Here is a 15,030-nt window from a genome sequence, read left to right on the forward strand (position 1 = left end):
TAAAAAGACCGCCCTTAGGGGCGGTCTTTTTTTGTCTAGATTGATTGTTCTGAGCCATATCACAAATTGAGCGGTGCTGGCTTATTTACCTTGTATAATTTCCAATATCCTTTAAATTCCTTGTCTAAGGAAGCCCAATCTGCACCCCAGTTGTAAAGGGTAGGATAGGTTTGGTTTACTCGATCCAAAGTTAGTACAGCCTGTGGGTTCGGAAGTAGAATATAATCAACAGGATGTTCAGTAGGTTTCTCAAGCCATTTTGTAAAATCACGATTGCTTGTTACAACAAAGTTTTTGGGGTGATTGCTACTCATAATAATACGAAAGCTACTGAATGAATCTGTAAGAATGATCTTATCAGATAAGTAATTGTTTATATATGCTGTAGCTTGTTTTCCCATTTCTTGCTCGGTGAACAGCTTATTATACCGAAACGCTTCATATTCATCAGATGCAATGCGGGGATTGTTCATCATGAGTCCCATAATAACGATACTTGCGCTCATGCCCAAGATCAGTAGAGTAGAACCTGTTTTCTTGAATCTCATTTGAGATATTTCATAAGGAAGCCATATTGTGATGATTGGAAAGGCGTACATATAGTAACGAATCCATGCAGCAGTACCGCCTTTAAGAAGTAGGATGATCTGCATGGATGGAATGGAAATGGCTAGTAAGAATAGCACGAGAAAATCCCAACGGATAATACGACGTTCGATAATGCGAATGACAATAATAATGAGAAGCGGGATACAGAAGTACCATAGTCGCTCCATTACAAAAGCTAAAGTGGGCATGATATTACCTACGAGTATCGTAAATTTCTCATCTTCCATTAACAATTTAGCTTGACCAAGATTACCATAATCAGAAGTTAGAAAGTAGAGACCATCGCCCATGATGGTGTAGTTGAAAAATATCCAGAGAAGCCCTGAGAACACAACGGGTGATAATAGGACAGTCCATGTTCCTTCGACTTGATGCCATTTATCTTTTAATGTATCTTTGCTATTCTTGATGATCCATATTAAGACTACGAAAGCGACAGCACTTCCAAAAAAGACGGTTTCATAGCGTGTCCAGAAAGCAAATGCGAGTGCAAATGCGGATATGATTAATGGTTTTGCATGATCATACTGCATCCAGAGTAAGATCTGAATCACGGCCATGTTGATAAAATAAATAAAAATAACTTCGGTTAGTCCATTTGCCCCGTAATAAAAAATGTAAGGATTTAATGCATATAGCAGTGCAATTGTAATGCTCAGCCACTTATTTAGCCCAAATTGCAAACCGGCTTTTACAATAAGAGCTGCAGTGAGTGCTGCGAAAATACTCGAAACAATAACTGCGGCTAGCCCATCTGAAGCAAGCTTGGGGAAAAGTGGGTAAAACAACAAGGGGATGATCTCCATCAAACTCGGAAGTGGATTCCATACGAATCCGATGTTAGCTAAATTAGGCTCTCGACTATATAAAACATAGAAAGCATTAGCAACACGGCTAGAAGCGTCTCCAGACATAAAGCCATATATGGAGGTCAAGTAATAACCGACAGCAAGTTCTAATACTAAAATAATTATAAAAATAGAATATATAGGGCGTCTCTGAGTAATTTCCATGTTCGATCACCTATCCATTATTCAATTGCCGACATTGTTGTGCGAATGGTTGATTCTGGTTGCTGCGTATCGGTTGTTGCGTGTCCATGTGCGGTTTTCTCCCAATAAAATGGTTTCGTAATAAGCTGAATCGCGGCTTTAACTGCTGCAATGCTTAGTAAGACCCAATAAATCGGGGTAAGCAATGTATATTTAATCAATGCGAATGAAAAAGTTTTATTGCCTTTGCTGTGTAAATCTTTCGTGACCCAGTATATCCCTGCCGTTAGGCTGTACATGAATATAAAATTACCTACGAAAAATTCAACAGCTGCAATATAGTAAATCGGTCCTGGGAAAAATAAAGCGATAATCTCCATTTTGGCTAAATACCAAAGTAGCACCATGGCCCAAAAGATTGGATTTAATAGTGGAAGTAAAGGCGTTGCTAGCACCATAGCATGGAAACCTAGAAAACCTCTTGTTCCCAAATCTCGCCATAACTGAACAGGATTACGCATATGGACAAGCCAAGTCTGCATGTACCCTTTAATCCATCTAGATCGTTGTCTTATCCAATTGCCTACACGGCTTGTTGCTTCTTCCCAAGTTCGTGAGTCCACGATGGCAGTCTTGTACCCCTCTTTGTACAGACGAACGCCAAGATCAGCATCTTCTGTAACATTATAAGGATCCCAAGCATTAATCTTTTTGAGAATGTCTGTTTTAAAATGATTCGAAGTTCCACCAAGAGGGATTGGAATATCGAGCTGCATGACACCGGGAAGTAGTAATTCGAACCACATACTATACTCGTGCGTGAACCAACGGGTTAATAAATTTTGATTGTTGTTAAAATAGTTAAGTTTCGCTTGTATGCAGCAGCAATTGTCTGGGCTTGTCTTAAAAGCAAGATACACCTTCTTTAACTGATCGGGGTCAGGTCTATCTTCAGCATCGTAAATAACGACATATTCACCTCTTGCGCGAATGAGCCCGTAATTACAAGCTTTGGGTTTCGTTTTGGGTAAACTATGTGGAACGATTAACACGGTAAAATAGGCGGGTAATTTCTTGATAGCAAGCAATTGTTGAGCTTCTACGTCGTCTTCTTCTATCAAAAGCCTCACATCGAGTTTTGATTTTGGATAATCGAGATTGTTAATGTTGTTTAGTAGTTGTGGGATAATGTTACTTTCTTTGTATATAGGCACGAGAATGCTATATATGGGTAGTTCACGTTCATCGATTGCGGCAATTTCCTCATCAGTAAAGCGTAGCTGTGAAGTCTTTTTTGCACCAAATAAGAGAATCGAATACTTAAAAACAGACATGATCATATAACCAACTTGTATGATTATATTTAATAGGATTAATGACCATAACCAGTTCCAGAATAAGCCGAAGATGAATAGTCCGCAGCATAAGTAAAAGCTCATTTTCTGACCCCAAGTGAAGGTGATGTGGGCCGAGTTTTCTGGTTTCTCATAAATGAGTTTCTCTGTGCTCTCGTGCATTAATTCTTCGGCATAGACTTCTTTCCAGAAAAATTCCATTTCATCTCTAGTCGCCATAACTAATTCGATTGGACAATCTAAATAGGCTTCTAATTCAGAAATTTGATCTTGAGATAGTATTTGACTGACTGCAACGATATAACGATTAAAGCGGCGATTAATGATGATAGCATTGTAGGAACGCGCAACTGCTTCTGGTAATTTGTGCTCGAGTTCAAAGGAAAATTCCTTCCCAATACGTCCTAAGTTGTTCTGAGTAGCAATTGCACGATAGAGTTGATCCGGTTCAATAAACCGCAGGGATAACAGAATATCGCCCAATACACCACCACTGTGTTGTTGGAATTGAAGAGCACGATTTAATTGTTCTTGTGTGATTTGACCTGTGTTAACAAGCATCTCGCCGAGCCGAACCTTTTGAGGGGCTGTTTGGGTGATCTGATGGATGAAGTCTCGATTAATACCAAATAACTCAATGACGATTTCACCTAGCCGCCCGCCATTCTTTGTTTGATAATTAATGGCTTCATCTAGTTGTTCACTCGTAATGATGCCGTGATCGATTAGCGCTTCTCCAATACGTTGAGATTTCATCCGGTTGTACGTCCTTTTCGCCATGTTGTACGCTCTGACCACTGGTAGTCGTACTTAATAATGTCATCCTCGCTAATTACTGATCCTATTTGTACTTCGATCATATCGAGATCTTCGAGGGCCATGATTGCGTGTTTAGAGCCAGCAGGGATATAGATGATTTCCCCAGTAGAGGCTTGAAATTTGTTGCCGTTAATGACGACATCGGCTTTACCACTGATGATTGTCCAGATTTCATCGCGGCTCAAGTGAACTTGATAAGCGATGCTTTTCTCTGAACATACATGTACCCGTTTTGTGAGGGCTTGTTTACTACTTTCTTTATATTCCATATCAATAACACGGTACCAGCCATAGAGGGTTTCCTCATACATCGGGCGTGCATCCATTTGTTGTATAACATCTTTGAGTCTTGAACTCATTGATTTGTCAGTGACAAGAATTCCATCCGGACTTGCCGCAATGACGGCATTCGATATGCCCATCACAACAATCGGGATTTGTAGTTCGTTGATGACATGTGTATTTAAACATTCATGACTGATGATTCCTTTACCATGCAGGTTGATTGGCATCGTAGTTGTCCATTCATTCCAGGTACCTAGATCACTCCAATTCCCCTCATAAGGGAGGACACCCACATTTGCTTCATTCTCCACAACTTGATAATCAAAGCTGATCGAAGGCATAAGGTGGTATTTAGCAAATAAATGGTCGTAATGTGTGGGGAGGTTCCATGTTTCTAGCAATCTAAGCATATAACCAAGCCGGAAAGCAAAAACACCACAGTTCCATAAAGCTCCTTGGTCTATTAATTGTGATGCTAATGTTGGAGTAGGTTTTTCAATAAACTTTTCTATTGTAAGGAGTTGATCAGTTGCTTCTTGCGTATGTGTTGTGACTATGTAGCCAAATTTTTCGGATGGATGTGTGGGTTTGAGACCCATGAGACCGATATTGTATGTGGATGATTCGAATTCAGATGCCAACTTGCGAATTGAGGTATAATAACCTTCATCTGCATGGACATCCACAGGCATGACAACAATAACATCATTCTCATCTGCTAGTTTTTTGGAGTATAAGTAACTTGAGGCTAAGCTGATAGCAGGGAAGGTATCTCGTTTGACCGGTTCTAAGATTAGGGGGATATTGTCCCCGAGCTGGGATTGAATGATTTCTTTTTGGACAAGGCTTGCAGCAATAACGGCATGATCAGCTAAGTTATTGTTTTCTAATTGTGACCAAACACGTTGTATCATCGAGGGTTGTAATTGAAGAGTCGGATTATCTTGATCCATTACTTTAATGAATTGTTTGGAGCGGTTATCGTTGGAAAGTGGCCATAGTCTTTTTCCAGCGCCCCCTGATAAAAGTATCATTTTCATAGATAATCCCTCTCTAACTAAATAATGATAGGGTCGAATGAATCAGTTGATCTAGGAAAAATAGGTATTAAGACTTATGTTATCATTGAATATAACTGAAAATTCATAAAATATCTACATAATATATATTAAATTTGTATGTTTATGGAGAATGGTGTTCCACAAAACACCTTTTCATATGAACCTCTTTTTCGTTACAATGAGAAGACTTCACTTAAGAGAGTAGGCTTGTGAACATGATCGACTTATCAAAAGTACAGATTCAAGATATTGTGATTCATAAAGTAGGCAACAAGGCGAAAGACGAAGGTGTCGTGATCGCCAAAGATTTATATGAGATTCCAAGTGATGAGATCCATCAGGTCTTATTAAAATATTTTCTAAGCAGCTTCAAATTCGAGACATTCTATAAATTCCATCATGAAGTGGACTTAAATATGAACGAAGTGTATGCCTATACGAGTAAAATGCTAGTAGATCGTTCTGCATTCGTAGAGCAATCCGGTCATATCTTGCGCCACTTGTATGAACAGTCTGGACATCCGCAGATTAAATCTGGTGAGGTGTACGTTGTGCATTTTGGCAATATCGTCTATAAGGACTTTCCGGTCAATGCAATTGGGATCTTCAAGTCTGAGAATAAAGACGTATATATTCGTGTGGATGAAATGGATGGTTCGCAGTTCGATCTGCACTCCGAGCAAGGGGTTAATGTGAAGAAGCTGGATAAGGGCTGTCTGATCTTTAACTTCAAGGCTGATGAGGGCTATGCAATTAGTATTGTGGATAATGTGAAAAAAGGTAACGAAGAAGCCGCCTATTGGAAGGATGACTTCCTTCGCGTTAGCTTGCTAGAGGATGAACACTACCTAACCGATCAGTACGTGCGGATGTGCTCGAATTTCTATGATGATGTGATTGTTGCTACGTCCGAGCAGACGGATAAGAAGGACAAGTTGATGTTCCTAAATACGACGATCCAATATTTTGCCCAGCATGATGAGTATAAGGAAGAAGAATTTACGGAGAAGGTGCTGCAAGCGCCGGAACATATCCAAATATTCAAGACGTATAAGGAAACGTATGAAGAGATGAATGAATTGCCAACCGTATCGCAGTTTCCGATCTCACACGCGGCGTTGAAGAAGGTCAAGCGTGAGTTCAAGAACGACATACGGCTGGACACAGATATTGAGATTAAAGTGAAGAACGATAATTTCGATTATCTGGAGAAGGGCTATGACGAAGAGAAGAAGATGCACTACTACAAAGTGTATTTCAACCACGAAGCTTAAGATTTAGTTGAGTTCTGAGATTGATTCGTTGGTTGTTGTAAAAAGAATCGGATCGAGCGGCTCGCACACCATAGCGCGATGATCGTAAATAGCAGGGACCACACGAAGGCAGGAAGCATGGTTGCCTCGCTTAAGTTCGTCGCATCACCTGCCCGTGCGGGCTGCATGATCGATTGAGTCAACAAATACACAGGACCGACAACCGATTCTACCAAGCTAATAAAAGCGATTAATGCAAAGTAAAGATTGCGCAGCCACGTCCAAGAGATCATATAGGCGGCTACGTTTAGAATAATGAACCCCGCACACCAGATTACCCCGAACTCATTGCGTACGAAGAGTACGAGCACAAGTAACGTTAAGATCGTCAAGATGACGAGTCCGAGCTTTTGACGATTTATTTTGTAGAGATAGAAGAGTAGTACAGTAAACAGCGCTGAGATGATATAACCTGCAAGAGAAATGGGGATGAATCGCCAAGCGCCTCGTACGGTAGATAACGTCACTCCGCTATGATCGGCAAACAAGTGAATGTACTGCACGTCGCCCGACAAGACAAGGGTCATTAAGGCATGGCCTGATTCATGAATTAACGTATCCACATTACGGAAAAAAGCCGAGAACGGGATAAAGTGAGTCAATATTGCCGTTCCGATTAGAAAAAGAATTGTTTTCACCCATGTGCGCAAATCGCATCCCCACCTTCTTATTACTCAGATAGTTGTTTCCATTTATTCTCTAGTTCAGGTCTTGTAAAGTTGACCAGAGATTCAACGAGCGTAGTTGGCTCTCCATCCATAATGAATAGCTGTTTGTTAGATTCCCGTGCAAATCCAGCTGTAATCGCATGATCCACCATGTTATAGAAAGGTTCGTAGAATCCGTTCACATTCAGCAGTCCTACAGGTTTCTGGTGAATACCGAGCTGCGACCAACTAAGCATCTCGAACAATTCTTCGAATGTTCCGATTCCTCCAGGTAGTGCAATGAATGCATCAGATAGCTCAGCCATTAACGCTTTGCGCTCATGCATATTGGCCGTCTCATGAAATTCAGTAAGTCCGGTATGTCGCATCTCCCCGCGGAATAATCCAGCTGGCATAACACCGATTGCCCTGCCGCCCCCTGCGAGCACTGCATCTGCTACGATTCCCATTAGTCCAATCTTCGAACCACCATATACAAGTTCGATGCCACGAGCTGCCAATTCCTCTCCTAATCGTTGTGCTCTTTCTGCATATTCAGGCGAATTGCCTACATTTGATCCCGCATATACACAAATTCGTTTCATAGTGAAAACCTCCATTTTTGTACCGATCATGATAGTTGTCCACTCCTGTAATTTCATAGTTGCATAGACTGTAGATGAAAGGAATGGTTAACATGATATATCCTAATACGAAGTTAGGCAAGTATGAGTTTCTGAAGCAAAACGCCGATTTTGCCGAGTATTTGCCGCAAACGTACGAAATGACGGACGAGAACATCAAACTCCTTTTTCAAGAAAATAAAACGATCTTTGCGAAGTCCAATACGGGGTTTGGTGGGTTCGGTGTCATTAGAATTAATCAGCTCAGTCCAACGCGTTATCAAACGATTCATAGTAATGATAAGGTCTACACGTTTGATTCCTTTGAGCACTTGTATAACTACTTGATGCGGATGAGTGGGGGTAAGACTTATGTCGTGCAGGCGGGACTGCAATTGCTGACGTATGATCGAAAGCCCTTTGACATTCGGATTATGATTCAGAAAAATAGATCAGGCGAGTGGGTTACCACAGGAATTGTAGGTCGACTTGCCAAGCGTGGAAAAGTGATTACAAATTTCATGAATGGCGGCAAAGTATACCCACTTACGAAGCTATTATCAGCTTACTATGAACGTAAAGAACGGGATTACTATATCGAACGCTTGGAGCGATACGGCAAACGGATAGCAGTCTATATGAGTCAAGGCTACCCGGGTTTTCGGGCTTTTGGTGTAGATATTGGAATGAGCAAGGACTTTAAGCCTTGGATCATTGAAGTGAATACGAAACCGGGAACGATCCTATTTAAGCATATGAAAGATCGTACAATGTATCGGCGAGTAATGAGATATACCAAGTATAAAAGTGATAGTGGAGGTGAGAAAAATGCCAGCGATAAAGAAAGAGAAGAAAACAAAGAAAACGATTAATGCACGCCAGGCAAAAGCGCTAGTCGGTCAATCCGTATGTGTGGAGCTTCATGACGGCAATTATTATATCGGCAAAATAAAAGCCGTAGGTAAGAATGAGATGATATTGGATGGAGCCAAGGTGAAAGGGAAGTCGCCAAAGCGTTCGCGGAAATCTACCAAAGGTAAAGAGAAAGCACATGTATCCGGACTGCTCGGGATGTTAATGGGTCTTGGTGGATCGGGCTTGTTAGGTGGCGGAGGCGGTCTTGGAGGTTTACTTGGCGGGGGCGGACAGAATGGTGGTAACGGAGGTGGATTGGGGGCACTAGGTGCACTTGGTTCATTGGGATCATTAGGTGGTATGTTTGGCGGTGGTGCGCAGGGTGGAGGATCAGGTGGCGGAGGCTTTGGTGGTTTAGGAGCCCTTAGTGCACTAAGTGGTCTTGGTGGTTTAGGTGGGCTGATGGGTGGAAAAGGAGGCGGTTTAGGAGGCTTACTAGGCGGTGGTGGTAAAGCTGCGGCAGTCGAAGGAGCAGAGGCAGCAGCACCGGCAGCTGGAGGTATGTTCGGTAAGATCGGTCGCTTTACTTCGAATATTAGAGTCGGTTACGGCGTGATGAAGGCAGTGTGGCCGATTGCAAGACCGATGATTGGGCAGATGTTATTGAACAAATAAATAGGAGTTGGATGAGGCATTTGGTCTAAACAAAGAGCTTGGTAAGACCCTCATTGTCGTCACGCACAATGATCATGTGGCTGAAGTGGCAGATCGCAGGTTATTCATTGAGGATGGACGATAAAGGGAACTCGCTTAATCATAATGGAAAAAGAAGCAATGTTCAGACAGATGTATGTCTGCTGAACGATTGCTTCTTTTTGCTACTAGGCTTGCATGGAAGGCGTTTCTTCTACGCTTTGCTTCGATTTTTGCTTGAACATATAGGTGAGATAGATAACGAGATAAGCAACCATCAGTAAGCTGGAGTAACGGTACATCTCGGCATAATGCATACGTTCTGCGACGAATCCTAGAATAACAGCTCCACCACCGATTCCTAGATCAAATGCGGAGTAGAACGTTGCGTTCGCTGCTCCTCGGCGCTGAGGTGTAGTGCGGTTAATGACCCATGCCTGTAAGGATGGCTGAATCGCACCGAAGCCCATACCGTAGAATACGGCTGCTAAGATTAGTCCGCCTGTGGTAGTGGCATACGATAGAATGATTAAACCTGCAACGCTTGCGAGTCCACCCGGGAATAGTACCCAGAAGTGACCTTTTTTATCAAATACTTTGCCGGCAAACGTCCGAACGATGAATAGACAGATCGCATTGGTCATAAAGAACACACCGACATTCGCAATTCCAATTTCTTTACCGAATAACGTAATGAAGCTTGCGATACCACCATAGGAAATACCGAGCAGCAGACATAGCAGTGCAGGGAATAGTGCGGTTTTCTCTATCATGCCTGATAAGAGCGATTCCGGTTTTCCTAATGTATGCTTAGCAACTGGGGGTGTTTTTACAAGCTGACTTAGAATCAAGGCAAGCAAAGTGCTACTTGAGGATGCGATGAACATAACATCAAAGCTGTAGCTCTGAATGAGCCAGAGCCCCACCATCGGTCCAAGCGCCATCGCTAGTGTCGAGAACATACCGAAGTACCCCATGCCTTCACCGCGCTTAGCAGGAGGAATAATATCAGATACGATCGTTCCGTACGTTGTTGTTGCTACACCCCAACCAAGCCCGTGTAAGAAGCGAAGCATAAGGATTAGCATAATGGATGCGGTTAATCCGTAACTGCCAATTGAGATCAAGCAGATGATCACACCTACGAGTAGTATTATTTTGCGATTAAGACGATCGAGTCCAATACCTGTAAACGGTCGAATAAGTAAAGCCGAGACCGTGAACATACTAATGACATAGCCGATTATGGAATTGCCACCACCGTTGTTTGCTACATAGACGGGCAAAGTAGCGAGTAACATCTGAAAACCGAAGAATAAGAACATATTAGATAGAGACAGCAAGATAAAGTCGCGTGTCCATATTGAACGATTAGGACTTGTTTGTTCCATGGATATTCAATCCTCCTTTTATATTTAGATGCTATAGCATGTATGTGGTTATAAAATTATTCGAGGTTCTGATAAATTTTATCTAGAATTCGCTTTAGTTCATGGACTTCTTCATCAGTGATGCCTTTTAGAGATTGGTCTAGAACTTCAACGACTACAGGAATCAATCCTTCGCGTAGCAAGCGTCCTTTTTCAGAAATAAATAATAAGCAAGCTCGGCCGTCTTCGGGATGACAATGACGCTCGATTAACTCTTTCTTGAGCATTTTGTCCAGTATGCGAGCTACACTTGTCTGGTCTTTGTATAGTTTATGCGCAAGTTCTTTCTGTGTAATACCTGCTTCCTGCTCGGACAAATGAGATAGAACTCTCCACTGCTCCGTCGTGAGTTCATAGGGCTGAATTCGTTTCTGTAAAAAGGCGGATAGCCGAAGATCGGTACGGTGGATGTAAGGACCAATGGATCTGTCTATTGGGTGATTCATGTGTGACCTTCTTTCAATATCTTGTAAGTATATGCTATAGCAAGTATATGGAGGTGGCGGAAAAAAGTCAATCCCAACTATTGTTAACTGTTATATACGTGCTATAATAAGCATGTGTTTTGTAATTGTAAACTATTGGATGGGGTGAGTGTTTTGAAGAAGAAATTTGGTATGCTTCACAAGGTTGCCACAGCATCTTTAGCCACAGCATTATGGGTTAGTCCGATCGCTTCTGCAGCAGCAGTAGGGTCAGAAGTTACAGCTTCGAGCAATCAAGCGGTAGCAGCAGAAAGTCTTATCGTTCCAGTGCGTGCGGTTGGTGAGACAATTGGTGCAAGTGTGAAATGGGACGAAGCAACAAGCAGTGTTACAGTCGTAAGAGGACAAACCCAGCTTCAGTTAAAAGTAGGGGAAAGCACAGCTGTAGTCAATGGGAAAACAGTAGATTTGGGTGTGAAAGTGGAGTTTATAGGCGATCGTATACAAGTACCGCTTTCTATTTTGCAAGATACATTTGAGAGTAAAATTGGTTGGGACACGAAGACAGGTAAAGCTGTCCTTGCCAAAGGGGATGTCACTTCCGCAGCGACTAGCTTTGTCCATGCCTTTTTAACAGGGGATGTACAAGGGGCTTTGGGATTGATGAACGATAAACTAAAGGCGGCTCTTCCTGCTGAGGTGATCGGAACGCTTGCCCCGAATTATCAGGCGATATTTGGGCAGATCGATGAGTTAGTTCAAGTCAATACGAGTAAGAATGCGGTACATGAGAATGTAGAGCTTATATATAAAGCGTCGAATATGCCGCTGCATTTGACGATTCGCTTAGATTCGAGTGGACTAGTGGATGATATGTACGTGTCTATCGAGCCGACTGCAGCGCCTTATGAGAAACCGAAGTACGATGATGCTAAGCTATATACGGAAAAAGATATTGTAGTAGGTAGTGGAGAGATGGCGCTCCCAGGAACCTTAACGATGCCAGTAGGCAAAGGGAATGTCCCTGTTGTGATCCTCGTGCACGGTTCAGGACCGAACGATCGTGATGAAACGTTCCTTAGTGTGAAGCCGTTCCGTGATCTGGCTGTTGGCCTAGCTGCACAAGGTATTGCGGTAATCAGATATGAGAAGGTAACAAGAGAGCATACGGCGAAATCCAGTGTCGCAGCTGGAGGAAAGTTCTCTGTAAAAGAAGAGACCATTGATGATGCGATTCGTGCCGTTCAGTTAGCGAAGACCTTAGATGGAATTGATCCTAAAAGAATCATTGTTGCAGGACACAGTCAAGGCGGCATGATGATGCCACGCATTATCGAAGCCGATACGAACCACGATATTGCCAAGGCAGTCATTATCTCCGGCCCAGCGAACTCACTCGAAGATGCGCTCATCGAGCAGACGGAATATGCGCTGGAGTCAGCTAAATTAATGGGTCAACCGACTGAACCTATTGCACAGAGGCTAGATATGTTCAAGCAGCAAGTTGCGCTGCTTAAAGATCCGCAGTACTCCGTAAGTAATGTGCCGCAAGGATTTGCGCTAGGTGATCCGTATTGGTGGTATGATCTACGTAACTACTCTGGAGCAGCAATTGCGAAGAATCAGAAGACACCACTACTCATTATGCAAGGTGAGAACGATGCACAGGTGCTCGCACATCATTTGGACAATTGGAAAAAAGCACTGTCTAACCGCACCGATGTTACATACAGCTTATATCCAAAGGTAACACACTTCCTGATTGAATCAGAAGGACGTTCAACCGGAATGGAACACTTGAAGCCAGCCAATGTTTCAGAAGCTATTATTAATGATATTGTTAAATTTATAAAAAATTAAATTTTTGATCCAAACATCGACCGAAAGGTCGGTGTTTTATTTTACAATGAAAGAAGTGAAAGTTAGGTGGAGCGGTAGATAGTGGTAGAGATTCGTATTGCGAGCGGTCAGATAGATAGTATAATGGTAAAGTATTGAAAAAAATCAAAAAATATATAATCGAGGTGAAAGATTTGAAGAAACGATTTAATATGATCCACAAAATGGTAGTCGCATCATTAGCAACAACGTTGCTTTTAGCGCCAATTGCTTCTGCCGCTGAACAAGAAATGGTAACGATATCTTCCGAGAAAAAAACAAGTTCAAGTGATCACCGTTTAGTGCCAGTACGTATCATGAGTGAAACGATTGGCGCAGGTGTGAAATGGAATGGACTTGCCAAGAGTGTGACGGTGACGAAGGGAGATACCCAGATTATTTTTACCGTTGGAGAAAGTGATGCACTAGTAAATAATAAAGCGACTAGTCTTGGCGCAAAAGTGGAATATAAGGATGGTATGGTGTATGTACCGCAGTCTATATTGCAAAATGCGCTAGAAAGCAAGATTAGTTGGAATGCCGATTCCAATCAAGTCGTAGTCGCATCGGGTGATTTGGAAGTGACAGCAAGTCAATTTGTACATGCCATGCTAAAAGCAGATGTAGAAAATATACGAGCTCTAATGAATGACAAGTTGAAGGCAAGTACACAAGCTACACTTCTTGCAGGAATAGGTAAGAGTTATCAAGGTTTGTATGGTCAGATTAATGAGCAATTAACAGCTAGCACAAGCAAGAATGCCGTACATGAGAATGTTGTACTTACATATAAAGCGCAGGGCATACCTTTCCAAATTACGATTAGATTTGATAATAAGGGTCTTGTTGATGATGTTTTCATTCCGTATACATCAGACACCGGGCTTTATCAGAAACCAAGCTATGACGATCCAAAGCTTTATACGGAAAAAGAAGTTGTTGTAGGTGAAGGGGATTTGGCACTGCCAGGTACACTTACGTTGCCTGTAGGGAAGACGAATGTTCCAGTTGTTGTGCTTGTTCATGGCTCAGGTCCTAATGATCGTGATGAATCAGCACTTAGCTTGAAACCTTTCCGTGATCTTGCTGTTGGTCTAGCGGCGCAAGGAGTAGCTGTACTTCGTTATGAGAAAGTGACTAGAGAGCATACACTTCAATCCTCTGCCGCTGCGAAGGGAAAGTTTACAGTAAAAGAAGAAACAATTGATGATGCGATCCGTGCTGTGCAAGCTGTTAAGAAGATAGAAGGCATTGATACTAAGAAAATCATCGTAGTTGGTCACAGCCAAGGCGGTATGCTGATCCCTCGTATTATTGAAGCTGACAAGAATCAAGACATTGCCAAAGCGGTCATTATAGCAGGTCCTGCAACATCGCTCGAAGATATTATGATTGAGCAGTCTGAGTACGGTATCGAATCATTGAAGCAATTGGGACAGTCTACTGCGTCTATGGAGCAGCAATTGGAGATGATGAAACAACAAGTTGCACTAATTAAGGATCCAGCGTACTCCACGAGCAAGCTGCCTGAAGGATTCATGTTAGGTAATCCATATTGGTGGTTGGACTTCCGTAATTATTCGGGTCCAGCAATCGCGAAGAACCAGAAGACGCCCCTTCTCATCATGCAAGGGGAGAACGATTCTCAAGTTCTAGCACACCATCTAGATGCTTGGAAAAAAGGTCTTGCTAACCGTTCCGATGTGACTTACGCTTCGTACCCGAAGGTGAATCATTTTTTAGTGGAGGCAGAAGGTCGTTCGACTGGGGTAGAATATAGCCAGCCTGCAAACGTTTCAGAAGCTATCATTAATGATATTGTTAAATTTGTAAAAAAATAAAATTTTTGATCCAAACATCGACCGAAAGGTCGGTGTTTTATTTTACAATGAAAGAAGAGAAAGTCAGGTGAAGAGGGAGAGAAGGATGGTTGATGAGATGATGGATAGTGAAGGGAGAATTCAAGTTAATAAAGGATCATGCTGCGCAGGAAGTCGGGCATCGCTCATGGGACAATCCGAAGAGGTTCAGGTGGATCGGCAAGT

At 42.3% G+C, this 15,030-nt stretch carries 12 protein-coding genes; 5 read left to right on the top strand and 7 right to left on the bottom strand.

The genetic code is table 11. From position 1 onward, the window contains the following. Nucleotides 1-59: 59 nt before the first annotated feature. From NV379_RS12535 to NV379_RS12545, 3 genes are read right to left on the bottom strand one after another with little or no spacing between them, the layout of a single operon-like run. Nucleotides 60-1,622, bottom strand: a complete 1,563-nt coding sequence (locus tag NV379_RS12535) for a glycosyltransferase family 39 protein (RefSeq protein WP_258207655.1) — start codon at nt 1,620-1,622, stop codon at nt 60-62. A gap of 17 nt (nt 1,623-1,639) precedes the next feature. Beyond that, the gene (locus tag NV379_RS12540) at nt 1,640-3,712 is read right to left on the bottom strand and encodes a cyclic di-GMP-binding domain-containing protein, MshE-related (protein ID WP_258207656.1); all 2,073 of its coding nucleotides are present in this window, start codon (nt 3,710-3,712) and stop codon (nt 1,640-1,642) included. Continuing rightward, complete coding sequence (locus tag NV379_RS12545) at nt 3,709-5,100, bottom strand: sugar phosphate nucleotidyltransferase (protein WP_258207657.1); 1,392 nt, start codon at nt 5,098-5,100, stop codon at nt 3,709-3,711. The genes NV379_RS12540 and NV379_RS12545 overlap by 4 nt, the downstream gene beginning before the upstream one ends. Nucleotides 5,101-5,336: 236 nt before the next feature. Here NV379_RS12545 and NV379_RS12550 point away from each other — a divergent pair, with 236 nt between their 5' ends. Further along, on the top strand, nt 5,337-6,395 hold the full coding sequence (locus NV379_RS12550) for a nucleoid-associated protein (protein ID WP_258207658.1): 1,059 nt from the start codon (nt 5,337-5,339) through the stop codon (nt 6,393-6,395). Here the strand turns inward: NV379_RS12550 and NV379_RS12555 are convergent. Together NV379_RS12555 and NV379_RS12560 are read right to left on the bottom strand one after the other, a co-directional pair. Continuing rightward, nucleotides 6,392-7,072, bottom strand: a complete 681-nt coding sequence (locus NV379_RS12555; RefSeq protein ID WP_258207659.1) for a M50 family metallopeptidase — start codon at nt 7,070-7,072, stop codon at nt 6,392-6,394. The two genes, NV379_RS12550 and NV379_RS12555, sit on opposite strands and share 4 nt — an antisense overlap. Nucleotides 7,073-7,104: 32 nt before the next feature. Further along, nucleotides 7,105-7,686 (bottom strand): LOG family protein, encoded by a 582-nt coding sequence (locus NV379_RS12560; protein WP_258207660.1) that lies wholly within the window; start codon nt 7,684-7,686, stop codon nt 7,105-7,107. A gap of 92 nt (nt 7,687-7,778) precedes the next feature. Here NV379_RS12560 and NV379_RS12565 point away from each other — a divergent pair, with 92 nt between their 5' ends. Together NV379_RS12565 and NV379_RS12570 are read left to right on the top strand one after the other, a co-directional pair. Beyond that, on the top strand, nt 7,779-8,576 hold the full coding sequence (locus tag NV379_RS12565) for a YheC/YheD family protein (protein WP_258207661.1): 798 nt from the start codon (nt 7,779-7,781) through the stop codon (nt 8,574-8,576). Then, complete coding sequence (locus NV379_RS12570; RefSeq protein WP_258207662.1) at nt 8,533-9,234, top strand: hypothetical protein; 702 nt, start codon at nt 8,533-8,535, stop codon at nt 9,232-9,234. The genes NV379_RS12565 and NV379_RS12570 overlap by 44 nt, the downstream gene beginning before the upstream one ends. A 206-nt stretch (nt 9,235-9,440) precedes the next feature. On the opposite strand, the gene NV379_RS12575 is transcribed toward NV379_RS12570, so the two are convergent. Together NV379_RS12575 and NV379_RS12580 are read right to left on the bottom strand one after the other, a co-directional pair. Then, a complete protein-coding gene (locus NV379_RS12575; RefSeq protein WP_258207663.1) occupies nt 9,441-10,643 on the bottom strand; it encodes an MFS transporter in 1,203 nt (400 codons plus the stop codon). A 56-nt stretch (nt 10,644-10,699) separates the two neighbouring features. After that, entirely contained in the window at nt 10,700-11,128 is a 429-nt protein-coding gene (locus NV379_RS12580; protein ID WP_258207664.1) for a MarR family winged helix-turn-helix transcriptional regulator, read from the bottom strand. Between the two features lie 153 nt (nt 11,129-11,281). Between NV379_RS12580 and NV379_RS12585 the strand changes: the two genes are divergently transcribed. Both NV379_RS12585 and NV379_RS12590 read left to right on the top strand, forming a co-directional pair. Next, the gene (locus NV379_RS12585) at nt 11,282-12,967 is read left to right on the top strand and encodes an alpha/beta hydrolase family protein (RefSeq protein WP_258207665.1); all 1,686 of its coding nucleotides are present in this window, start codon (nt 11,282-11,284) and stop codon (nt 12,965-12,967) included. A gap of 173 nt (nt 12,968-13,140) precedes the next feature. Beyond that, nucleotides 13,141-14,826: an alpha/beta hydrolase family protein gene (locus tag NV379_RS12590; RefSeq protein ID WP_258207666.1), complete on the top strand. Its 1,686-nt coding sequence runs from the start codon at nt 13,141-13,143 to the stop codon at nt 14,824-14,826. The last annotated feature ends 204 nt before the right edge of the window (nt 14,827-15,030 follow it).

The sequence above is a fragment of the Paenibacillus radicibacter genome (genome assembly GCF_024721995.1).
Taxonomy (GTDB): Bacteria; Bacillota; Bacilli; order Paenibacillales; family NBRC-103111; genus Paenibacillus_AM; species Paenibacillus_AM radicibacter.

Coding starts and splice junctions, on each gene's coding strand:
- NV379_RS12535 (WP_258207655.1), bottom strand. CDS start 1,622: ATGGAAATTACTCAGAGACGCCCTATATATTCTATTTTTATAATTATT.
- NV379_RS12540 (WP_258207656.1), bottom strand. CDS start 3,712: ATGAAATCTCAACGTATTGGAGAAGCGCTAATCGATCACGGCATCATT.
- NV379_RS12545 (WP_258207657.1), bottom strand. CDS start 5,100: ATGAAAATGATACTTTTATCAGGGGGCGCTGGAAAAAGACTATGGCCA.
- NV379_RS12550 (WP_258207658.1), top strand. CDS start 5,337: ATGATCGACTTATCAAAAGTACAGATTCAAGATATTGTGATTCATAAA.
- NV379_RS12560 (WP_258207660.1), bottom strand. CDS start 7,686: ATGAAACGAATTTGTGTATATGCGGGATCAAATGTAGGCAATTCGCCT.
- NV379_RS12565 (WP_258207661.1), top strand. CDS start 7,779: ATGATATATCCTAATACGAAGTTAGGCAAGTATGAGTTTCTGAAGCAA.
- NV379_RS12570 (WP_258207662.1), top strand. CDS start 8,533: ATGCCAGCGATAAAGAAAGAGAAGAAAACAAAGAAAACGATTAATGCA.
- NV379_RS12575 (WP_258207663.1), bottom strand. CDS start 10,643: ATGGAACAAACAAGTCCTAATCGTTCAATATGGACACGCGACTTTATC.
- NV379_RS12580 (WP_258207664.1), bottom strand. CDS start 11,128: ATGAATCACCCAATAGACAGATCCATTGGTCCTTACATCCACCGTACC.